Origin of the sequence: Rhodanobacter denitrificans (assembly GCF_000230695.2) — a bacterium.
Taxonomy (GTDB): Bacteria; Pseudomonadota; Gammaproteobacteria; order Xanthomonadales; family Rhodanobacteraceae; genus Rhodanobacter; species Rhodanobacter denitrificans.
The window spans coordinates 2977992-2999014 of sequence record NC_020541.1 but is presented as its reverse complement, the minus strand read 5'-3'; the positions used below and the strand labels follow the sequence as shown (position 1 = coordinate 2999014).

At 67.2% G+C, this 21023-nt stretch carries 27 protein-coding genes; 4 read left to right on the top strand and 23 right to left on the bottom strand.

The window, feature by feature from the left end; genetic code table 11:
- The first annotated feature begins 127 nt into the window (after positions 1 to 127).
- From R2APBS1_RS13940 to R2APBS1_RS20570, 3 genes are all read left to right on the top strand, one after another.
- Positions 128 to 1534, top strand: a complete 1407-nt coding sequence (locus R2APBS1_RS13940; protein ID WP_015448415.1) for a GGDEF domain-containing protein — start codon at positions 128 to 130, stop codon at positions 1532 to 1534.
- A 181-nt stretch (positions 1535 to 1715) separates the two neighbouring features.
- On the top strand, positions 1716 to 1988 hold the full coding sequence (locus tag R2APBS1_RS13935) for a PepSY domain-containing protein (protein ID WP_007507599.1): 273 nt from the start codon (positions 1716 to 1718) through the stop codon (positions 1986 to 1988).
- 25 nt (positions 1989 to 2013) lie between these two features.
- On the top strand, positions 2014 to 2406 hold the full coding sequence (locus R2APBS1_RS20570) for a cytochrome b/b6 domain-containing protein (RefSeq protein ID WP_236126956.1): 393 nt from the start codon (positions 2014 to 2016) through the stop codon (positions 2404 to 2406).
- Here the strand turns inward: R2APBS1_RS20570 and R2APBS1_RS13925 are convergent.
- The 12 genes from R2APBS1_RS13925 to R2APBS1_RS19400 form a co-directional block, all read right to left on the bottom strand.
- Positions 2388 to 2558, bottom strand: coding sequence for a hypothetical protein (locus R2APBS1_RS13925; RefSeq protein WP_015448414.1), 171 nt, complete (start codon positions 2556 to 2558; stop codon positions 2388 to 2390). The two genes, R2APBS1_RS20570 and R2APBS1_RS13925, sit on opposite strands and share 19 nt — an antisense overlap.
- 147 nt (positions 2559 to 2705) lie before the next feature.
- Entirely contained in the window at positions 2706 to 3500 is a 795-nt protein-coding gene (locus tag R2APBS1_RS13920) for a DNA adenine methylase (RefSeq protein WP_015448413.1), read from the bottom strand.
- 133 nt (positions 3501 to 3633) lie between these two features.
- On the bottom strand, positions 3634 to 3963 hold the full coding sequence (locus tag R2APBS1_RS19765; protein ID WP_015448412.1) for a tail fiber assembly protein: 330 nt from the start codon (positions 3961 to 3963) through the stop codon (positions 3634 to 3636).
- Complete coding sequence (locus tag R2APBS1_RS13905) at positions 3960 to 4796, bottom strand: hypothetical protein (RefSeq protein ID WP_015448411.1); 837 nt, start codon at positions 4794 to 4796, stop codon at positions 3960 to 3962. The genes R2APBS1_RS19765 and R2APBS1_RS13905 overlap by 4 nt, the downstream gene beginning before the upstream one ends.
- Before the next feature lie 2 nt (positions 4797 to 4798).
- Positions 4799 to 7000 carry a phage tail protein gene (locus R2APBS1_RS13900; RefSeq protein WP_015448410.1) on the bottom strand — a complete coding sequence of 734 codons (2202 nt, stop codon included), beginning with the start codon at positions 6998 to 7000 and terminating at the stop codon, positions 4799 to 4801.
- Positions 6993 to 7223: a hypothetical protein gene (locus tag R2APBS1_RS13895; protein WP_015448409.1), complete on the bottom strand. Its 231-nt coding sequence runs from the start codon at positions 7221 to 7223 to the stop codon at positions 6993 to 6995. The genes R2APBS1_RS13900 and R2APBS1_RS13895 overlap by 8 nt, the downstream gene beginning before the upstream one ends.
- On the bottom strand, positions 7223 to 7465 hold the full coding sequence (locus R2APBS1_RS13890; RefSeq protein WP_015448408.1) for a hypothetical protein: 243 nt from the start codon (positions 7463 to 7465) through the stop codon (positions 7223 to 7225). The genes R2APBS1_RS13895 and R2APBS1_RS13890 overlap by 1 nt, the downstream gene beginning before the upstream one ends.
- 9 nt (positions 7466 to 7474) lie before the next feature.
- Complete coding sequence (locus tag R2APBS1_RS20230; RefSeq protein ID WP_015448407.1) at positions 7475 to 8266, bottom strand: phage BR0599 family protein; 792 nt, start codon at positions 8264 to 8266, stop codon at positions 7475 to 7477.
- Positions 8263 to 9963, bottom strand: a complete 1701-nt coding sequence (locus R2APBS1_RS20225) for a hypothetical protein (protein ID WP_157769755.1) — start codon at positions 9961 to 9963, stop codon at positions 8263 to 8265. Before R2APBS1_RS20225 ends, R2APBS1_RS20230 begins: the two co-directional genes overlap by 4 nt.
- 9 nt (positions 9964 to 9972) lie before the next feature.
- Complete coding sequence (locus R2APBS1_RS13875) at positions 9973 to 10869, bottom strand: hypothetical protein (RefSeq protein ID WP_015448405.1); 897 nt, start codon at positions 10867 to 10869, stop codon at positions 9973 to 9975.
- Positions 10869 to 11723: a hypothetical protein gene (locus R2APBS1_RS13870; protein ID WP_015448404.1), complete on the bottom strand. Its 855-nt coding sequence runs from the start codon at positions 11721 to 11723 to the stop codon at positions 10869 to 10871. Before R2APBS1_RS13870 ends, R2APBS1_RS13875 begins: the two co-directional genes overlap by 1 nt.
- A 1-nt stretch (position 11724) precedes the next feature.
- On the bottom strand, positions 11725 to 14577 hold the full coding sequence (locus R2APBS1_RS19400) for a phage tail length tape measure family protein (RefSeq protein ID WP_015448403.1): 2853 nt from the start codon (positions 14575 to 14577) through the stop codon (positions 11725 to 11727).
- A 38-nt stretch (positions 14578 to 14615) separates the two neighbouring features.
- Here R2APBS1_RS19400 and R2APBS1_RS13860 point away from each other — a divergent pair, with 38 nt between their 5' ends.
- On the top strand, positions 14616 to 14882 hold the full coding sequence (locus R2APBS1_RS13860; RefSeq protein WP_015448402.1) for a zinc ribbon domain-containing protein: 267 nt from the start codon (positions 14616 to 14618) through the stop codon (positions 14880 to 14882).
- On the opposite strand, the gene R2APBS1_RS20635 is transcribed toward R2APBS1_RS13860, so the two are convergent.
- The 11 genes from R2APBS1_RS20635 to R2APBS1_RS13815 all read right to left on the bottom strand — a co-directional run bounded on the left by R2APBS1_RS20635 (position 14883) and on the right by R2APBS1_RS13815 (position 20829).
- Complete coding sequence (locus R2APBS1_RS20635; protein WP_015448401.1) at positions 14883 to 15008, bottom strand: hypothetical protein; 126 nt, start codon at positions 15006 to 15008, stop codon at positions 14883 to 14885.
- Complete coding sequence (locus R2APBS1_RS19395) at positions 15008 to 15541, bottom strand: DUF6631 family protein (protein WP_015448400.1); 534 nt, start codon at positions 15539 to 15541, stop codon at positions 15008 to 15010. The genes R2APBS1_RS20635 and R2APBS1_RS19395 overlap by 1 nt, the downstream gene beginning before the upstream one ends.
- A gap of 2 nt (positions 15542 to 15543) precedes the next feature.
- Positions 15544 to 16302: a phage tail tube protein gene (locus tag R2APBS1_RS13850; RefSeq protein ID WP_015448399.1), complete on the bottom strand. Its 759-nt coding sequence runs from the start codon at positions 16300 to 16302 to the stop codon at positions 15544 to 15546.
- Positions 16303 to 16305: 3 nt separating this feature from the next.
- The gene (locus R2APBS1_RS20220) at positions 16306 to 16473 is read right to left on the bottom strand and encodes a DUF7210 family protein (protein WP_157769754.1); all 168 of its coding nucleotides are present in this window, start codon (positions 16471 to 16473) and stop codon (positions 16306 to 16308) included.
- Positions 16470 to 16937, bottom strand: a complete 468-nt coding sequence (locus R2APBS1_RS13845) for a phage tail terminator protein (protein ID WP_015448397.1) — start codon at positions 16935 to 16937, stop codon at positions 16470 to 16472. The genes R2APBS1_RS20220 and R2APBS1_RS13845 overlap by 4 nt, the downstream gene beginning before the upstream one ends.
- On the bottom strand, positions 16934 to 17446 hold the full coding sequence (locus R2APBS1_RS13840) for a gp436 family protein (protein ID WP_015448396.1): 513 nt from the start codon (positions 17444 to 17446) through the stop codon (positions 16934 to 16936). Before R2APBS1_RS13840 ends, R2APBS1_RS13845 begins: the two co-directional genes overlap by 4 nt.
- 2 nt (positions 17447 to 17448) lie before the next feature.
- Positions 17449 to 17709 (bottom strand): hypothetical protein, encoded by a 261-nt coding sequence (locus tag R2APBS1_RS13835; RefSeq protein ID WP_015448395.1) that lies wholly within the window; start codon positions 17707 to 17709, stop codon positions 17449 to 17451.
- Between the two features lie 123 nt (positions 17710 to 17832).
- Positions 17833 to 18198 (bottom strand): hypothetical protein, encoded by a 366-nt coding sequence (locus R2APBS1_RS13830; protein ID WP_015448394.1) that lies wholly within the window; start codon positions 18196 to 18198, stop codon positions 17833 to 17835.
- A gap of 80 nt (positions 18199 to 18278) precedes the next feature.
- On the bottom strand, positions 18279 to 19175 hold the full coding sequence (locus tag R2APBS1_RS13825) for a Mu-like prophage major head subunit gpT family protein (RefSeq protein ID WP_015448393.1): 897 nt from the start codon (positions 19173 to 19175) through the stop codon (positions 18279 to 18281).
- Positions 19176 to 19272: 97 nt separating this feature from the next.
- Positions 19273 to 19677, bottom strand: a complete 405-nt coding sequence (locus R2APBS1_RS13820) for a hypothetical protein (protein ID WP_015448392.1) — start codon at positions 19675 to 19677, stop codon at positions 19273 to 19275.
- 69 nt (positions 19678 to 19746) lie between these two features.
- Positions 19747 to 20829 (bottom strand): phage protease, encoded by a 1083-nt coding sequence (locus R2APBS1_RS13815; protein WP_015448391.1) that lies wholly within the window; start codon positions 20827 to 20829, stop codon positions 19747 to 19749.
- Positions 20830 to 21023: the final 194 nt, after the last annotated feature.

The following is a 21023-nucleotide window of genomic DNA, read 5'->3' as shown; positions in this document are numbered from 1 at the left end:
AGTACCCCGGCAGCCGGATTGATCGTCGTCAATTCGGGGCGCCCGGCGACTGTGCCATGGTGCGTCTTGTGTCGTTGTGCCGCCGTGCACGGCGGCGGCGGGCGTCCGGCACACGCGGGGGTTTGCCATGATCACGGTGCCTTTCCACCACGATTCGCACGTCGTGCGGGGGTTCCTGCAGTTCTCGCGCGCGGCTGCCGCACTGATCTGCGCGGTGGCGCTGGTGGTGCTGGCCGGCTGGTGCTGGAACTGGCCGCGGCTGACCACGGTATGGCCGGGGCAGGCCGCGATGACGGCGAATGCGGCGATCGGCTTCGTGCTTTCCGGCAGTTCGCTGCTGCTCAGCCGGCACGCCTCGCCGCGGTGGTCGGGTCTCGGCCGCTGGCTGTCGCTGCTCGTGCTGGCGATCGGCGAGGCCACCCTGGTGGAATACCTCTGGCCGACCGACCTGGGCATCGACCACCTGTTCGGCGGTCTGCCGGCGCATGGGTCCGGCCCGTGGCCAGGGCGCATGGCCGAACCGGTCGCGGCGGGGTTCGTGCTGCTTGGCGGCCTGGGCCTGCTGCTGCCGGTCCGGCGCTGGCTGTACCTGCGCGAAGGTCTGGCCGTGGGCCTGCTGGCTATCGCCATGAGCGGCCTGGCTTCCTACGGCATCGCACTGGCCGGCAAGGACGACATGCTGTTCGGACGGATGCCGATCCACACCATGCTGTTGTTGCTGCTGGCGACCCTGGGCTGGCTGTCCGCCACACCCACCCTCGGGCTGACCCGGGTGGCCACGGCGGACACGCTGGGTGGCGCGCTGGCGCGCCGACTGCTGCTGCCGGCGTTGCTGCTGCCGGGCGTGTTTGCGTTCGTATTCGAACTGCTGCAGTCCTGGCTGGGCCTGTCCGAAACGCTGGCCTCCGTGTTCATGACCCTGTTCAGCGGCGGCGCGGTGGCCGGGCTGGTGTGGTGGGCGGCGAACCTGTTCGACAAGCTGGAGCGCCAGCGCCGCGAGAGCATGCTGCTGCGCAACGACGCCGACACCGACATCCTGACCGGGCTGGCCAACCGGCGCGCGCTCGACGAGGCGCTGGCCGGCCTGCTGCACAGCCAGCGCGAACACGACCGGATGTTTTCGCTGCTGATGCTCGACCTGGACCGGTTCAAGACCTTCAACGACGAGTTCGGCCACCTCGCCGGCGACCAGGTACTGCGCATCACCGGCCACCTGCTGCGCGCCGCGCTGCGGCCGTCGGACCTGGCCGCGCGCTATGGCGGCGAGGAGTTCGTGCTGCTGTTGCCGGAGACCGACCTGGCCGGGGCCAGCGAGGTGGCGATGCGCATCCTCGACGCATTTCGCACCTTCGAGTGGCCACACCGCCTGGTCACGATCAGCATCGGCGTGGCGCAGTCCGCCAACGGCGACGCCGCCGAGAACCTGATCCGGCGTGCCGACGCCGCGCTGTATGACGCCAAGCATGCGGGGTGCGACCAGATCGTGGTGGTCGCGGCGGTGGCGCCTCCGGGGGCGGCTCGCGCGGGAGCCTGAGCAGCGCCTTGCCCCCGGTCCCGCCGCCGGCGTCGCCGGTCGCAGCCGGCCGCTGCGGCTGCGCCGGGCGCGTGCCGCCGCTCAGCGCCCGCGGGGTGACGCGCCGGGTCCTTAAGACCCACGTAAGCCGTTCCGGTTGCAATGCCGTCCAAGGCAATCCTGCCGACACCGGAGACGCATCATGAAACACACCCTCGTTGCATCGTTCTTCCTCGCCGCCGCCGCGTTGTCGGCGTCCGCCTTCGCCGCACCGCAATGCACCAATGCGCCGCGTGCGCAGTGGCTCACCGAAGCTGCGATGAAGCAGAAGGTGCTCGACCAGGGCTACACCATCAAGGTGTTCCAGGTCTCGGGCAACTGCTACGAGATCTACGGCAAGGACAAGGCCGGCAAGAACGTCGAGATCTACTTCGACCCCACCGACGGCCGCATCGTCAAGCGGAAGGGTGGCTGATCGATCACCCGAGCGAGGACAAGCCATGCACGCCACGGTCAAGGTATGGGATCCGCTGGTACGCGTGTTTCACTGGTCGCTGGCGGGCTTGTTCCTCGCCAATTTCTTCACCGAGGACGGCGAGCTGGTCCACCGCGGGATCGGCTACGCCGTGCTGGCCCTGCTCGCGGTGCGCTTCGTGTGGGGCTGGGTCGGCACGCGGCATGCACGTTTCGCCGATGTAAGCGGACACTTGGTTTGCAAAGTCGGGACACTTGGTTTGCGAAGCGCCTGGAGGCCACGGAACGGGCATCGTAACGGGTCGTTGAGGGGGGCTCAAACGGGACTTGAAGCGGGGTCACCGGGCGGCACAAACGAAAACGGGCGCCTCGGCGCCCGTCTCTGGCCGGTGGCGAGGGGTCAGCAGCGTTCGCGATGAAACACCTTGAAGCCCTTGGGGGTGTGGCGCACCCAGCGCAGCTGCAGACCATTGCCGCTGCGCTCGACGGTGCACCAGCAGGCGGCGTCGCCAGAGATGCGGATGGACTGGCCGGGCTGCAGGGCGTTGATGCGGTGGTCGACGGTGCTCATGGCGTGCTCCTTGGTGGACGGAACCATTGACGCTCTACGGGGAAGACAAGTCCAGCGCTTTCGATGTCGCTGTGCGACATGGGCCAGCGCCGCGCTGTCGCCGTCTTTCCTGCCGGCCGCCGCCGGCGTCTCAGGCGCCGCGGCCGACTAAAACAGGCCCGCCGGCTCGGCCTGCACGTCCCAGCTGAAGATGAAGACCTCGCTGACATCTTTGGCCTTGGCACCGCCGCCGACGGTGTAAGAGTGGTCGGCACGCTCGATGTGGAAGCGGCAGAACAGATCCCTGATAGCCGGGTGATCATTGAGCGTCACGATCGCCTTGCCCTGGATCGAGCCGATGGTCTCAGCCAGTGCCTGGTACTGGTCCCAGCCAAACTCGACGCCATAGCCCTCGGTCTCCCAGTACGGCGGGTCGATGAAGAACAGGGTATGTGGCCGGTCGTACTTTGCCATGACCGCCTGCCACGGCAGGTGCTCGATGTAGGCGTTGGCCAGGCGGAGGTGCGCCGCCGACAGCGTCTCCTCAATGCGCAGCAGGTTGAGGCCAGGCGGTGCAGTGGTGGCGGTGCCGTAGGACTGGCCATCGACCTTGCCGCCGAAGGCGCTCTGCTGGAGGTAGTAGAAGCGCGCCGCACGCTGGATATCGGTCAGCGTCTCGGGCTTGGTCATCTTCTGCCACTCGAACACCTTGCGGCTGCTCAACGCCCATTTGAATTGCCGGACGAACTCTTCCAGGTGGTTCTGCACCACGCGATAGAGGTTGATCAGATCGCCGTTGATGTCGTTGAGCACCTCGACGTCGCTGGGCGGCTTGAGGAAGAACAGCGCGGCGCCGCCGGCGAAGGGCTCGACGTAACAGGTATGCGTGTTGGGAAAGAACTTGAACAGGCGATCGGCGAGTCGGCGCTTGCCGCCAAGCCAGGGGATGATCGGTTGAGCCATGACTGTCTCCACATCTGAGATCGGGATTGCATAACCTCCTTTTCGCCGTGATCACGGAAGGGGCCACGCTCGATCCACGACACACCGTGGAGAGAGGCCGGGCTGGTGAGACAGCCCGGCGCTCCGTTTTGCTTTATGCCGGCCTGATGGGCCAGTTGATCGTTGCCGGGAAACCCACCTGCGCGGGCACATCGCGCAGCGCCTGACGGTAAGTCCCCCACGCGGCGCGCTGAGTAGCGGTCAATGGCGCATCGGCAATCTGCGTCCAGTCGCATGAGGCGATCAGGCTGTCGCGGGTGGCGCGGGCGTCAGCGGCGCGGGTATCCGGTGCAGCCTGCGGCGTGTTGCCCGCGGCAAGCCATGCTTCATAGTCGTCCCACCAACGGTGTCCACGAGGAATGTCCGCTCCGTCATCAAGGCGAATCACTTGATCGGGGTTTGGGGTAAGTTGGTATATGGTCATAGCTCCGCGTCCGATCCGGTTTGTAAACCCACTGCATAGCCTCCCGTACCGGAAAGCGTGTATTGAACCGCAACGCCATCCGTAGTCGAGCTGTTCACCCCAACCGAAGTAAGTCCTGCCTGAGCGCCGGCATTCGTGATGGTAGACGACGGAGTCGCGCGCATTTTGTTGTGGAAAAAGAAGAAGCTAATAGCTGTACCCGAGAACGGGTATTGGAAACTTGCATTGACTAATTGGTAATAACGTTCGCACATCGAACGCTCTATATTTGCTGGACGCCACTCAAACGCCGTCGCTGCGCTTCCCAACTCCACCTGCACGCGCTTGTAGGTCACCGCGCCACTTGCCGGCGTCAGGGTGACGGTCACATTGCCGGTGCTGGTGCCCGGCACGGCGATGGAAGCACCCGAACGTCCAGCGGACGCGACGATGACTCCCGCGACCCCTTCCACGTTCACCGCCAGGTTACCGCCGCTCAGCCCATCGACGCTCACCGTGATCGTCTTGCCCGCGAGGTTCGGTGCCTCGATCACCTGCACCAGCGGGCCGCTGGTATGCGTCAGCACGCCGGCGCTCAGCGAGATATTGCAGCCACCCGTGCCCGCTTTCCAGCGATCAAAGCCATACACGCCAGCGGCCAACGCCCCGCCAGCGAACGCGCGCTGATTGATCGCGAAATCTCCATTGATCAGATAGTTCTTTAAGCCTGGTGTGGAGAGAGCCGCAACCTGCGAGGCCGCGCTGCGCACGTTGCCGCCGCCCTGCACAACCTCCATGAGCTCGGTGCCGGCGAGCGCTACGGCCGCAGCGAGGTCGGAAATCTTCTTGGCCATGATCAGGACTCCAGGATGCGGGTGTCGCCCGCTTCAGTGATGCGGGTATCGCCGGTTTCGAGCAGACGAATCTGGCCGCGGTAATAGGTGAATGTCGCTGCCAGCGACTGCCAGCATGTATAGCCATCGCGCACCGCATCGATCTGCACCAGCACGGTGCCATCGCCGCTCACCGTGGGCGTCAGGTTGGTCGCGGTGATACCGCTGGTGGTGCTGTCGAGCACGCCGTTGAGGTACACGGCGACGGTGTAGGTGGTGCCGGCCTCGGGGCCGATGTTGCCGGTGGTGGTGTCGATCAGCTGGTCGGCTTGGCCGCGGCGATCGCGATGCGACCAGGAAAGCGCGAGCGCGCCTTCCACGGTGGCGGGGTAGGCCACGCCCTGCACCTGCAGGTTGCCGGGTGCATAGGGGCGAATCTGGCGCTTGTTGAGCACGATGCTGGCGGTGGTGGCCAGCGCGGGGTCGAGCTTGCCGCCGCCCGCGACGGTGAGCAGCTGGGCCTGCACGGTTTCGCCGGTGGTGTATTCGGTGCGGTCGGCCGCGGTGTAGTTGTCGGTGAACCAGACGCGGGCGCCGAGGGCGTGCGCTGCCGGCGCGGTGTCGACGCAGCCGCGGGCCAGCGTGGCGGTGCCTGCGATCGGGTCGATGGCGTCGACGCGGAAAATCTCGTCGTCGATCAGCGCCTCGCTGCCGACGGCGACGAGATCGAGGTCCTTGGGGCTGGTGAGTGTGACCGCGACGGGAACTGCGCCGGCAGGCATGGCGGCGGCCAGAAGGCCGGTGGGCGTGAAGTCGCCCGTTGCCACGTCGGCGAACGCGCCGGTGCTGCCTAGACGGGTGGTGAGCGCGTAGTTGATCGGCACGCCCGCCGGCCGCACCGCCAGCGCGCCCACATAGCCCGCCAATGCAGTCACGGCGGACAGGTCGGCCGGGCGCAGATTGGCAGCCAGGTCGCGATAGCTGGCTTCCAGCAGGCGCTGCACGGTAATCGGTTGCGGGGCAATGACAGGCGCAACCCACAGCGTCGGCTGCTGCACCAGGTAGGTACTGGTGGGCAGCGCAAAAACGTCCTGCGCGTAGGTCAGCGTAATGGTGGTATCGGTGGGCGTGCCGCGCTCGATGTCGAGCACGCGGATGGGCATGCGCGAGACGTTGAGTTCCGCCCAGCTGAACGCCAGCACGTCGCCCTTGGCCACGACCAACGACGCTTGCACCTTGAGCTTACCGCGTGCCAGCAGGCTGCTTTTGGCGCGCAGGTCGCGCTCGCCGAGGCGAGCGGCCAGCGTGCCGTTCCACGCGCCGTCGTAGCGCGTGGCCTCGCTCACCACGCGGCCCTGCGCCTGGATGTTGCCCAGGTTCTGGATGGCGGGCGTCGCGGCATCCTTGTTGGTTTCGCTGTCGTGATAGGTCACGACGATCTGGTTGACCGTGTTGGCCAGGGTGCCGACCTCGAAGCTCACCAGCTCGACGATGTTGCTTTCGTCGACCAGCGGCACGGTGTTGATGTCGTAATCGCCGCGAAACAGCTTGAGGTACTGTTTGCCGGTGGCCGGGTCGGTGACGAAATCGCCGCCCACGTGGTCGCACACCAGGCGAATGAAATTGCCGACGACGTCGCTGCGCGACCACTTGAGGCACAGGCCCAGGCCTTCATCGAACAGCGTCTGCGCCGCGGCCTTCATGCGCGGCAGGTCCAGCACGGTATCCGGTTTGCCAAGCCCCGTGACCGGGTCGGTGATGGCGCGGTAGATGTAGTGCGCCCCGTTCATGCCCTGGTCGATCTGGCACAGCGCGGGTTCCCATACTGGCGTACGCCAGCCGGCGGTGAAACGCTGCAGCTGGAATGCCCACGGCTTGATGTACGGGTTCATCGCGCCCACGCGGCCGCGAAACACCACCATCACCTTGCCGCGGAACGCCGGCATGGGCGTGCCGAGCTGACCGATCAGGTAGGCGTTGGGCATCTGGGTGGCTTCGCCCATCATCAGGTCGGCGGTGCCCTGGACGCCGCCCTCGCGCTTCTCGCCGCCGAACAGCTCCAGCGCATTGATGGCGAACGTGCTGCTGGCGGTGAGGTTGCCCGACCACGCCACGCGGCCGCCGGCCGTGATCTTGCGCAGCGCGTCGACCGGCCCGCGGCACAGGCCGAACAGCAGGCCCATCTGGTACCAGTAGCCGATGGTGACGGCGCCGCCCTTACCCATTGCTCGCGGCCTCCGCTTCGGCGCGCGCGATCGCGCAAGCGCGCTGCGCGAACGCGTTGTCGATCTGCTCGGCCTGCTCGATCGGCAGCCCTTCCTCAACCAGCTGCCGCAGATCCACGCCGTGTTGCTCGCACCATGCGCGGATGCCGGGCGCGCACAGCACGCCGACACCGCCGAGCTTGGCGGCGCGCACGTGCTGCATGGTGACGACGATGCGAGCCATCACTTGCCGCCCGTGGCCTTGATGGGCGGGTATACCTTGAGATCGCCGTACCAGGTGATGTTGGGATCGTCGATCCACACGGTGCCTCCGAAATCGACGATCTCGCGGCCGTCCTCCACCGTCGGCACGCTGAAATCACTGAGCGCCGGCGGTTTGGCGCTCTTGGGCTTCGGCGCCATCGCCACTGCGACGACCAGCGACACGACCAGCACGATGATGTAAACCCAGGTGATCGGGTCCATGCCTGTTCCTCAGTAGATCGGGTCCGCGCCCATCGGGTTTTTCTCCGGGATGAACGGGTCGCCGCCGTAGTTGATGTCGTTGTGAAACTTGTTGGCGCAGGTGGTGAGCGAGTGATCGTCTCCGGGGTAGCTGGCCACCACGGTGCCCACCGGCGCGCGCAGCGGCAGCAGCAGGGTGAGCGTGCTGCCCACGTGCGACACGATGGCGCGGCGCTCCACCACGCCGGCGACGGACCATTCCAGGTAGCCGCCGCTGAACCAGCCGTCCGCCTTGGCAGCCCACTCCGCCGCAGTGACCGTGCTGCCGCTGGCGCCGGTGACGGTGGCGTTGACGCGCATGGTTTCGCGGTCCACGTTGCATTGGCCCAGGCCGGTGCTGTAGGTGGTGAGCGGGCAACCCTTCTGCCAGTTGCGGGTGAGCCCTTGGCCCTGCAGGCTGGCCAGCGGTGGCAGGCCGTGGATGATGGCCTTGTGCGTGCTCCATTCGACGCCGCCGATCACGCCCACCCAACGCGTCTCGACCACGCCGTCGCTCTTGCGCTTTCGGTACAGCGTGATCGCGATCTCCTGCATCGGCGAAGCGCCGCGGTAGAGATCCAGCAGCGGCAGCGTGATGGGCACGGACAAGTCGAGCACCGCGCGCGCCAGGTCGCCGCTTTCGTTGAGGCCGCTGCGCTTGATGTTGCCGTACGTGTAGGTCTGGCCGTTGTAGACCAGCGGGGCGTTGTCGGTGGTGTAGCGGTAGTGCTCCACGCCGCGCGCAAAATCGTAGAACTCGGTCCAGCGGCTGAGGAAGCTCACGGCTCCTCCTTCGGCACGCCGACGAAGCTGGCGGCGACGGTGGCGACCCCTTCGCTGTCGGTAACGTGCGACAGCTCCACGCGATCGCCGGCCAGCGTGGCCAGCATCATCCAGCTGATCTGCCGCACCTGTGCCGGCGCCACTGCCGTGCCCAGGGCGGCATCGAGGCCGAGCTGCTCGGTCTGCTCGTCGACCTCCACCGCTGCGTTGACGCGGCGGTAGAACACGCGGCCGTCGGCCAGCTCGATGCGCACATGGCGCCGACCCGGTTTGCCGAATGCGAAGCGCGTGATGCCTGCCCAGGCCACGCTGAGCGTGGTGGCGGCGGCTGTCACGGCGGCCGTGAGCGTGATGTCGTCGCAGCTGCTTGGCAGCCACAACGCATTGCCGCGGCCCTGCAGCCAGTAGAACTGGCTGCGCAACGCGGCGCGTTCGGCGCGGCCGTGCAGCAGCCATTGCCACGGCTGGCTGGCGTACGTGAGGCCGCTGGCGTCGTGCGGCGTCGGCGTGCCCTGGTCGTTGTCGATGTTCTCCACGCGTCGACGGAACACGCGCGCCATGTCGCCCGTTTCGTTGCTGCGCGGCTCCAGCACCGGCACGCCCAGGTACAGCGTGGCCGGCGCGACGGCTGGCCACGCGCAATCCTCCGCCGCCTGGAAACGCACCTGCGTCTGCACCAGCCGGTCGGTGCTGCGCCCGAGCGAGGGGTAATCGGTGAGCGTGGCCGTGCGCACGGGTGCGGCGCGATCGCCTACGCCCCAGTCTTTCGCCAGCGGCTGCTTGAGCGTGAGGCTGCCGGCGGCGACGGCCGTGATTTCCGCAAGCTCGAAACGCGACGCCGAGCGGTATAGCGCCACCAGGCCGCCCACCCGGTAATCGAGGTTGGTGGTGTCCAGCGAGATCACGCTGGCGCCGGCGGCGAGCGGCGCGGCCAGCCAGGTCATGTCCGGCCACACCGGCAGCGCCCAGATGCGCGCGCTCCAGTCGTACAGCGCATGTTCCATGATCTGTCGCTCCGCGCCTTCGGCAACCACGCCGAACTCCCACTCGCGGCGCGGCACGTCGCGGCATGGCAGGCGCAGCTGGCTGCCGTCGACGGCATCCTGCACGTCGGTGAGCCAGGTGAGCGACTCCAGCACCGGACTGGCCCAGTCCGGTGCGATCATCCATGCGGTGAGGCGCTGGCCGGTGATGGTCGCCTGCACCGGGTCGAGCCCGGCGAACAGCCACTGCAGCGCGGCGTCGATCACCGCAGGGCCAATGGTATCGACGGCGACCGTCCACGTGCGTTGCTGCAGTGGGCTGAACGCGAGCGGCAGCGCGCCCTCGCCGGTGAGCATGATGCCGTCCGCGTTGCTGGCCAGCAGGCTGGTCAGCGATTGCGCGGTATCGGGCCATGCATTCCACACGACGATGCTGCGCGTCTGCGCGCTCACCAGGTTGCCCAGGTCGATCGCGGCCGGCCGCACGTGGATGCGGTTGTAGAAGTCGTCGAAATAGCTGACCGCCGCGGCTGCACTAACTGCCTTCGGCGCGGCCGGCGGCCAGGCGGGCGTCATCGCGTAGGCGCCGGGCACCAGGCTGGCGTCCGCCGTGTGCGCCGGCCAGTAATCGACCGCGAAGCTGCGCAGCGCCGCCGAAACGTTCGGGTTGACGTAACCCGCGTTGGCGCTTGCACCATCAGTGGCGAGGATCACGGGCATCGGTTACGGCCCGTTGTAGCGCACGGCATAGCCGAGCGTGCCGGTGCCTTGCCCATCCGGCGTGGGGCCCAGGGTGCGCGCGCTGCGGCGCCACAACGGGTACATCTTCCAGCGATCGGGACCCAACGTGACGATCTGGCCGTCGGTAAGGTTGTCGAGCATGACCCAGCGCAGGTGGCGCGTCTGCAACACCTGCGAGAACAGAGAGGATGGTCGCGCTGCGTAGACAATGATGGGCGACAGCACCGACTCGCCATTCCATGCGCTCGGTGAGTTCTGCTGCACCGGCCAACGATCGCTCGCGGAGTAATAGCCGCTCCAGTTGCCGGCCGCATCCAGCTGATGGTCGATGCCGCCTACGCCCGCGTAATAGCTCGTCAGGGCGTCGAACAGTCCGCAGTTGAAGCTCTGCCCTACGGTGTTGCCACCGCCGATCGTGCGGAAGTCCCAGCTCGATCCGTTGGTGTTCGTGCCCGCCGTCCCGTAGTACCAGTTGCCCGTGCCGACCAGGCCGGGCTGATCGCTCTGGCCGAACGCCAGATACTGGTAGCAGGTGGCCTCGTAGTTGATCCACAGGTACACCTCGTCCGGCGCGGCGTTGATGTGGATGTCGTAGGTAACTGGGAAAACGATTGGGTGATTGACAATCGGCGATGCCGTCACGACGGTCAGCCCGATGATCGACGGCTGCGCATTGCTGCGGCCGCTGAGCACGCCGCCGGCTTGCCCGCTGCCGCCCTGGATCTGCAGCGTGCTGCCCACGACCTTGGCTTCGATGAACAGCGTGCCCTTGGAGAGCACGTTGCCGGTGAGCGTGTAGCCGTTCGCGGTGCACGCGGTTTGCAGCGCGGCGAGCAGATCCGCGTAGGAGTTGGCGGTGCCGGTGACGTACGCGCCCATCAGCTCAGCTCCAGCAGGAAGTAGTCGGCGAACCCGGTGCGGGTGACGTCACGCAGCACGACGTTGGTCTTGGCATTGATGACGCAGGTGTTCTCGACGACCTGGTTGAAGCCGCTGATGAAGCGCACGCCATCCAGCTCGCCCCAGACCTGGTTGGCCTGATACAGCGCGATCTTCTTGGCGAGGTAATAGCCGCCGGTGTCGCGCATGTTCATGCCCGTGTTCCAGGGCGCGCTGTACACCTGCTGCCACGTGCCGGCGACGTCGCGGATGCGCGCGTTGGGGCCGTTATAGGTGGCGGTGGCTTGGATGTAGCCCTTGAGACCCATCGAATAGCTGGTGTCGGAATAGCGCGTGGCCGGCACGCCGTTGAGCATGCCGAACACCGCGATCGGGTACGGGTACTGGCCCGGCGTGCCGTAGGGGAAGAAGAAACCGGCGTAGCCGTGCTGATAGCTGCCCACCCCGACCTTCAAGCCGAACGTGATGCGCTGCGCATTCACACACAGCCAGTAGTCGATGCGCTGGTTGTGCGCGCACACGCCGCTTTCCATGTAACCCGGCTGCGCGGTGAAGGCCGCCGCGGCGACGTAGCCGGTGAACGCGGCGACGCTGAGGTTGTAGTAGTCGCTGGTGGCGCTGTGGTAGCTGCGGAAGCCGATGAAGATCTGTTCGGTGCCGGAGAGACCTACGCCCTGCAGGATCAGCTCGCGGTTGCTGCCGTCCGTGGGGTTGAGATAGCGCAGCGTGGTCCAGCCGTTGGCCTCGGCCAGCGTCTTGATCTTGAGTAGCATCTGCCAATGGGCCAGGCCCTCGGTGCCGGTGTTGTCGACGAAGCCGATTTCGTAGGCCATTTCAGCGCACCGACTGGCGGATGAAGGAAGGGTTGCGGCCGATGACCACTTTCACGGACTCCTCGAAGCTGCTGCTGGTGGCCCAGTCATCCAGCGCACTGGTATCCAGGCCGACCACGATGCGCTGGTTGATTTGCGGGGCGGCATGCGCGTCGTTGGCAGCCACGGTGGGCAGGCGCGTGCGCGAGGTGGTGGCGGGCAAACGCGGCGCGTCGCGCAGCGCATTCACGTAGCCGCCCTCGGCGTAGCCATAGGCGATCGCGTGGCGCAGCGCGTAGAAGCCGGACGGGCCGCCCAGCGCGTTGACTTCCTTCTGGGTGAGCACGCCTTCGCCGCGGTGGACCACACCGGCCACTTCGTACTTGCCGCCGTGGCCGGTGTAGCCGCCCTCGGCAAAGCCGCCGACCGAGCCGACGCTGTTGGCGATCAGCAGCGTGGTGGCGGCCGCCTGCAGTTTGTCGGCGCTGGAGCCCAGCATGACCGCCGCGCCGCCGACCACGCCGCCGGCCACGGTGAGCTTGGTGGCTCCCGCGCTCACATCGGCCTTCTGATCGCCGCCGCCGAACAGGTTGGATAGGCCTTCGATGGTCTTGGCCGCCAGCGCGCGGGCCGCCACCTGCGCCAGGCTTTGCACCACGGTGCGCGCCAGCGTCTTGAACGCCTCGCCCACGGTCATGGTGCGCGTGGCCAGCCCTTCCAGCGCCTGTTCCAGGCCGCTGGTCAAACCGCTTTCAAACGCGGTTTTAAGGTCATTCGTCTGCAGCTTGAGGCGGCCCAGCTCGGCTTCCAGGTTCTTCAGCTGCTCCACCGCGCGCGGATCGCCGGTGGCGGCCACCAGCTCGCGCATCTTCGGCAGCAGCGCATCGAGCTGGGCGGCGGTGGCGTGGTGCAGGTCCAGGATCTGCTTGCGCGCGGAGTACTCGCTGATCAAGCCGGCCTGCTGCTCGGCCTGGATGTTCTGCTCTTGCCGGCCCTGGCTGGCCAGAATCGCATCCACCTGCTGCTGCAGCTGCTGCAGCTGTGCGCGCGCCTCGCCCACGTTGATCAGCGATTTGACCAGGCGCACGCCGGCCGCGTCGCCCCGGCGCTGCAGATCCTCCAGCAGCGCACCGTATTGCTGTTCGATCTGCAGCCGTGCTGCCTCGGCCTGCTGGCCGGTGGCCTGCAGGTAGGCGATGTTCAGGCCGCGCGACTGCTCGGCCAGCGCGCGATCGCGCGCCTGCGCAGCCAGGGTCTGCACCTGGCTCACCTGCGCCTGCACGGCGGCGACGTCGCCACCGGCCTTGATCGCCTTGCCCCCGGCCGAGGCGGCATCGAGCATCGCCTTCGTGTACTTGTCCCAGATGCCCGTGACGGGGCCCAATGCGGTGTTGCCGAGATTGAGGATCTGGTCCTGCAATTGCTTCTGCGCGGCGGCGAGGGCGTTGGTGGTGTCGCGGGCCTTGGGTTCCTTGGGCGGCTGGTACTTCTTCTCGATGTATGCCAGCGCGGTCTTTTCATCCGCGAGGTACTTGGCGGCGCTCGACGGATTGGCGGCGATCAGCTTCTGCGTCGCCTCCTTCACCGAAGCGATTTCGGCCGCTTTAGCCTCGTCGGACTTCGCCGACTGCAGGTAGCGCGTCATCACATCGCTGGCTTGCTTGCCCAAGGTGTCGAGCTGGCGCTGCTCGCCTTCCGTCTCGGCGACCCAGCGCTCGAAGTTGGCGCCGGCCTGCGCGGCGTTCTTCTGCGAAACGAGCTGCTGGATGGTGCCGAGGTCGCCGGCGAAGAATGCATGGTTCGGATCGGACGCATTCTTGGCCGCGGCCAGCAGCTGTTGATCCGTCAGGCTCTTCGTCTGTGGCAGGCGGTTCTTGATCGCCTGCAGGCCCTTGTCCGCAGCGGCGACGTCGTCGACGTTGCTGCCGGGCCGGCCGACGCCCTTCATGGCGGCCCATGCCGCGGAGGCCGTGTCCCGCACCTCTGCCCACGCGCGCTCCAACAAGCCCAGGTTCTGGCGGACCTGGGCGGCGCGGCCGGCAAGCGCCGCCGCGGCAGAGTCCTGCGCCAGCGTGGCAGCCGCCTCGGCATTGCCTTGCGCGGCCAATGCCTTGATGGATTCGTACTGCGTCAGCGAGAGAAGGTGGTACTGCGCATCGAGCTCGGCGATCGCACGCACCGGGTCTTCGCGCAGACGCAGGATCTGCGTCACGGCCTTGTCGACGCTGGTGCCGGTAACCGTGGCCAGGTCGATCGAGGCCTGTGCGGCTTTCTGCAATTCAGTCCCGGCCACACGGCCAGACGCCACCAGCAACGAAAGCGTCTGATTTGCCGTGCCGACCGGCCCGGACAATTGTTCCGCCATGCCGCGAAGCATGCCGGTGGTCACGCCGGCATAGTTGCCAGTCGCGATGATCTCGCGGTTGAGGCGCTGTTCCTCCTGGTAACCCTTCACAGCGGCGACGGCCAAGAGCGCGAGCGCGGCAGTGGTGGCACCGACTGCCACACCGACCATGCTGGAACGCCCGGCGCTGATCAACGTCGACTTGCCGATCTGCTCCAGGTCGCTGGCGGCACTCCTGAAGTTTCCGTTGGCAAGGTTGCGCGCAAGACTGGCCAATTCCTGGCCGAGGTTGCGCGCTTTGCCTGCGGTAGCGTCCGCGACCTTGCCGGTCTGCCCCAGCGTCTTGTTCGCCTGGGCGGCCTCCGCTTCCATCTCGCCGATGCGCTCGCCGACGGCGGCGATCTTGTCGGCGCTGGCCTTGCTGTTGTCGCCGGTGGCCTTGACCGACTTGTTCAACTCGTCCAGCTGCTGGCGGGCCGATTCCAGGTCGGCCTTGATGCGCAGCGCGATTTCGAGGTTGCGGTCAGCCACTGGTATGCTCCGCTCGGTCAATCACTGAGGGGAGCGACATGGCATTGATCAATTGCCCGGACTGCAAACACAGCGTGTCGGACACCGCGCCCGCCTGCCCGAACTGCGGACGGCCGATCGCGCCGGTGCAGGTCGAACAGACCAGCAAGTCATACAAGGGCGGGATGTTGATCGGCTTCATAGTGGCGGTCGGCGGGTTCTTTTCGGCGGCGGCGATTGGTGGAGCGGCAGGCCTGACGATTGTTGTTATTGGCTTGCTCCTGTTTGTCGGTTCGGCCATCGGCGGCTGGTGGCACCACGGCTGATCAGCCCTTCCGCAGTGCCTCCACTAGTGCCTGCATCTGCTTGAGGGCGGCTTTGCTCTGGCAGCAGCTGTAGCCGTTGGCGATCGCCTCGATCAGATCTGCCTGGTGCCGGTCGCGCCGGTGCATCAGGCGCGCGTGGAAGAGCCGGAGCTGTCGCTCGGTGTAGCGGCCGAGCCGGTCGGGGTCGCCGAAGCCGGCGGCGGCGAGGTCGAGATAGACGTCGGCCCAGCGATCAGTTCGATCCGCCTGGTTCGTTCGCCGCTCCGGCGGATGAGCTGGCGGAGAAAAAAAGGGCCGCACACGGTCCACCATGCCATCAGCAGCCGGTCGGCATCCGTGTCGCCGAGCGACTCGATCCAGGCCACGTCGACGCCGGCGCTCTGCGCGATCGCGCCGCGCATCAGGTCGTAGTGCTCGCCGACCACCGCCAGCACATCGTCAGCCAGGCCCTCGCCGGCGCCGAACAGCTGCTCCAGCGCCAGCAGGAACGGCCGCGTCTGCGCACGCACGCGCAGGCCATCGACGAAGCCGTACTCGCGCACCGTGATCTCGCGGCCGGCAATGGTGAGCGTGACGTCGGGGTGCATGACCGCCACATCGTCGGCGCCGCTGGGGGGCGGCGCCGACGGGCTCTTCCTGGCGGTGACCTTGCGCGCCACCGCTACACCTCCGCCGGCAGGTCGATGCGCCCGAAGCCGCCCATGTTGGCGTCGGCCGCGTTGATCGTGTCGAACAGCACTGCGCCGCTGAGGTCCAGCGAGCTGAGCGAGTCGGTGATCATGTCGAGCTGGCTGATCGGGTCGAACGAGCAGCGGTACAGACTCACGCGCACGCGGCTGTTGTCCACCGTGTTGATGCCGTCCAGCACCAGGAAGCGCTCCTGCACGCCGGCGGTGAACATGGGCAGGCGGATCGCGGCCGCATTGCTGTAGGCCGCCTTGAACGGCTGCGTGTAGCTGCCGACGTTGAGGATCTTCACGATGCCGTTGGCGGCGGAATCCACCACGTAGTCGGTACCGGCGATCAGCGTGGCCGGCGTGACGGCCGAGTCGCTCACCACCACGCTGGACACGTCGCGCTTGTCCAGCTGCACCACGTCGCCGGCTACCAGGCCGGTCGGCAGCGGCTCGGCGGTGACCGTGCCGGTGGTGACGTCGATGGGTGTGGTGGCCAGGCCCAGCGCCAGGTTGAGCTTGCTGAACGCGTTGAGTTTCAGCGAGAACTCCGCCTTCTTGGCCTTTTGCAGGCGCACGCTGGTGAGCTTGTTGCCGCTGTAGCTTTCGGTGCGCTCCTCGGTGTCCACCGACAGTTTCACCTGCAGCTCGGCGGCGTCGTCCACCCAGCGCAGCGCCTGGGATTTGCCGGTGACCGCGTCGCGGTTGCCCAGGTACACCTTGCCCTGGAAGCTGAAATCGCGCATGGCTTACTTCTCCTTCGCGGCCGGGCCGCGCTTGGTGTCGGGCAACGGGTCGATGACTTCGTTGGCGGCGAGCCACTCGGCGTCATGCGGCGGCACGTCGATCTCGGCGCCGGCCGGGTAATCCTTGCCGGCATGGGTATGGTCCTTCTTCAGGGTCACGATCATGGTCATTGCGCTCCAGCGCCTATGAAGGTTTGCGTTTTCCACACGTCGCACCACAGCGCGGTGGAGTCGTCGTACTGCAGCAGGTCGCCGCGCTGCAGTTCGAATGGGCGGGCGCCGGGCACATCTGGCACCCAGCCGGACAGCACGCCGCGCACCTGGCCGATGAGGGCGTTCATGCCGGCGCTGAGCTGCGCGCCGGCCTGCTCGCGGTAGTTGCGGCCCACAATGACCACGCCCACCGCCACCGTGCCGCGTTGTGCCGTGCGTACCTGCTCGCCGCGCTGGCCGTGGCCAGGCGGGTTGCCTTCGAACGTTTCCTGCGCCAGCACCACATAGACGCTGGGCGGGGTGAAGTCGCGCAGGCTTTTCACCGCGGCGTAGTCGGCGGCCAGGCCCACCAGGCGCAGGCCCGCGACGCCGGCGCGGATGCGGTCGGCGACGGGCTGCACGTTGAAGGGCGCGAAGCTCACGGGTAGCCTCGCGATGCGTCGCGGCGGAACACGCGGCCGTCGCCGGTGAACTGCACCTCCGCGTCGCCGGCGTCGGCGAGTACCGGATCGTCCGCGCCCAGGCTGAACTTGCCGTCGGCGGTGAGCTGCAGCAGCTTCAGCGCGTCGCGGTAGTCGCGCAGGATCGGATCGTTCGCCTCGCCGCTGATGCGGTCCTTGTGCAGGTTGTAGCGCGTGATGGCGCGCGACCAGTTCACCACCACGCTCGGCACGGGCGACAGCGGCACCGGGTAGCGCTTGGCCAGGAAGCCGTCGATCGTGCCGTCGGCGTCGGCGATCGCCTGGGTGATGCGCGTCAGCGCGTCGTCCGCGATCGCGATCTGATCGGCTGACCAGGCGCTGCGATCGGTGGCGCGCAGAGTGGCTTCCATCAAGTCATCGGCCACGATCGCGTCACGCTCGCGCGTTGCCACCTGGGCCAGCTCGCGGGCACCAGGTCGATCGGCAAGTTGGGCGGGCGTGACGTACATGCTTACTTGCCTTCGGGCCGCTTATCCAGGCCCTTCTCGGCCAGGATGGCCATGACGTCATCCATGTGCAGGCAGTCGCACATGCACGCGCCGGTGACGGCGCCACCCGTGATCGGGGCGATCATGCCATTGCAGTAGTCATTGCCCGGAGTGGCGTCGAACAGGATGCCGATCGCGTTGATGATCGGCTTGCCGTTGCTGTAGCCGGCCAGTGATACAACCTTGTCGCCGTTCTTGGCCTCGCGGCCGTTGCGGTAATGCATTTTTGAATCCCTCGTCGGTTTACTTGCCGGCCTTCTTGGTTCCCCGGCCGAGGCGCTCCTCGGCCGGGTGGGCTTTTGCGACACTTGCTGGTCGCTTTATGTCGGCCCATGCGGGCCATCGAATTACTTGCCGGACTTCTTGCCGCCGGCGGTTTTCTTCGCGGCCGCGGCCGGCTGTTCGGCAGCTTTCCCGGCGTCGGCAGTCGCTCGCTCCTCGGCGGTCTTCTCCTCATCGGCAGCGGTCTGCTTGTCGGCAGCCTTCTCCGCGGCGCGCTGTTCGAACGCTGCCCGCATGTCGGCGAGCTGCGCGGCATCAGGCCGCGGGATTTCCTTGCCGTCGACCAGGATGATCAGCTGCGGCTCGCTGGCGATGGCCAGGGTCTGTTCCGGCGTCAGGTCGTCGGTATTCAGCTCCACGCCGGCGCGGCTGAACTCGATGCCGGCGCGGCGGAAGCGCTCGCCCTTGGATTTGATGGTGATCAGCGTCATGGATTGCTCCAGGTGCGGATGGGCGGCGGCAGTTGCCTGGCGCCGCCCATGCTCTATGCGCGGTTACGGGTGCCGGCGGATCAGATGATCCAGGGCGTGTCCAGGACCTCGACGATGCCCTTCATCACGTTCTCGGCGCCGTTCGCCAGCGTGCTGGCGTTGACGATCTTGGCCGCGGCGAACTTCGAACCAGGGCGGACCACCAGCAGGTTCGGCTTGAGGCCGAGCGGTCGGCCGTTGTCGCCGGTGCGTTCGGTCATGGCGGTGTAGGCCGCCACAATGTTGTCCTCGGTGATCGGCTGATTCGACGCGTAGGCCATCTGCCAGAACCCGTAGCCCACGTTGCGCCGGCAGTCGACACCGTAGAGGTACTCGGCGCGGCTGAACACGTTCTCGTCGGTCTCCGCCGTGAGGCTGACGAAGTTGGGCGCCTTGCGGTTCTGGAAGATCAGCGGCCGCAGCGCGCGGCTGGTGTCCAGCAGGTACCAGGTGCTGCCACCACCGGCGCTGTCGTAGTTGGACTGGCTGGCCACCGCGCCGTCGGCACCGATCACCGGGTGATCGGTGTCGAAGAAGTACTGGCCGTCGTAGCACGGCGTGGAGATGCCGGCCTTGAGCAGTCCGAAAGCCAGCTCGTCCGGATGCGCTTCGGTGGCGCGACCCAGCTCCTGCTGCATGGGGGTGAACACGCCGTACTGATCGTCTTCGATCGCCGCGCGCGGCACGCCGACGGTGAGCTCGAACGGCTTGTTCTTGATGGTGTAGCCGTGCGACTTGACCCCGTTGATGACGCGGTCACCCAGCCATTCGCGCATGCCGGGAAAGCTGCCCAGCCAGCCGTACTCTTCGCTGCCGGTGGTGGACGGGACGATGGTGCAGATGCGCTTGTACTGCGACTCGGCCATGCCCAGCCCGGCCTGGAACGCCGCCTTGAAGGCAACGAACAGGGTCTTCAAATTGCCTGCGTTGATGATCATGGATAGAGCCTCTTGGGTTTAGCCTGGGCCAGCCGGTTCCACGGCTCGGCTGCGGAAGTTGTGCGTGTCGCTGGTCAGCGGATCAGCGGTCAGTCGGTCAGAACTCGACCCACACGCCGGCGCTGTCGACCGCGCGAACCACGCCGGCGACCGAGCGCGTGTTCGTGCCGCTGGTCTTGGCCACGGTCTGGTTGTCGACGATGTAGCAGGTGGTGCCGATGTCGGTGTTGGCGATGGCGTCAGTGCTCGCGCTGTTGGCGAACTGGAAACAGCCGCGGCGCGTGGCGACCTGGACGCCGCCGGCGACACCGGCGGTGTTGTCGACGGTTTCGTCGAACACGCCCACGGCCACCTTGCCGGTGGCGGTGGTGCCCATCTCGGCGTTGCCCGAGCTGTTGAGCACGGCGATGGTGCCGGCCAGGCACAGGCTGGCCGCGGCCGGGAAGCTGAACTGCTTGCCGTCGCGGCGCTTGGTGTTGCGGCCTTCGGTGGTTGCGGTCATTGCGATGGTTCCTTGATGACTGGCCCGGCTGGGCTCAGGCGGCTACGGCCGCGCGTCGTGCAGTTCGGGTCAGGCGGCCTTGGCCGCCGCGAAGTCCTTGGGGTCCACGGCGGTGGCGCTGCACACGGCCAGCTCGTCGGCGGTGAGGCCGTTGGCGGTATCCACCACCGGCTGCTTGCCGTCGGTCTGGGTGCGGGTGAGCGCGGCGATGGGCGCGGCGGTGTCCAGGTAGGCGGACAGCGCGGCCAGGTCCTTCTTGCCCAGGCCGCGCGCCCACTCTTCCTGCGCCTTCAGCAGCCGACCGTCGGCCAGGCCGGCGGACACCAGGGCGTCCACGTCGGCGCCCTGCACCTTGGCGGTGAGCGCGGCCAGGTCGGTCTTGAGGCTTTCGACCACGCTGACCGGCACGAACTTGGCCGGGTCGACTTCGGCGGTGCCGCGCGCGGTGATCGCGGTGCAGATGGCGGTGGCGTCCGCTTTGGCATCCACGCCCAGGGTCTTGCGGATGTCCGCCAGCGGGTCGGCCTTGAAGTGGGCATCGAGCGCGGCGATGGCCTGGTCTTCGGTGGTCGCGGTGGCGCTCAGGGCCAACGCGGTGCAGACCGCCAGGAGCAGCTTGTTCATGGGTGGTTCCTCGTCGTCGGAAAAAAGAGCGGTAGCGGCGGCCTGCAGCGCGAGCGGCTCCATGCCATCAATGCCGGGTTCGTTGGTGAGCGCGGCCATGCGGACATCGAGCACATCGCCGGTGGCCTGGTCGTAACTGAAAACGGGGCTGACGAACTTGTATTCGCCGTCGTTGATCGCCTTGCGGGCGCGCGCCGTCAGCTCGACGGTGCCGAACAGCCCCTGGCCCTCGCGCCATTCCAGCCCGGTGATCCAGCCGCCGGCGGGCGCCGGCTGGCCGTTCTTTTCCTTGAGCAGGGTCTGGTGCTCGTAGTCGAGCACGCGGGGATTCTTGCGGGCGGCAAAGCGGGCGATGACCGCGGACGCTACCGCCTGGTCGATGTGCCAGCGGCCCGGCTTCAGCTCGCGGCCGTCCCACGGCTTGAAGTCGCCGGTGGGCGTCAGCTGGATGCTGACGGTGGTGGCGTCACTCGTCGGCAGCTGGAAGCTGCAGGCGGCAAGGGCAATGGCGAGAGAGGTGCGCGGCATGGCGATCAGTGTCGCGATGCCGGGGTGCCGGGGGCAGACTGAAGCGCTTCAGCGGCGGCGGGATGCACCCGATTCGGGGTGATGGACAGCCTACGCTGTCGGGCGGGAGGCCGGCAAGACGCCCCGAATGCCTTTGAAGGCATTTAAAACCCGTTTAAAAACGCCGCGGGGTACTGCCGGCGTATCAGTGCCGC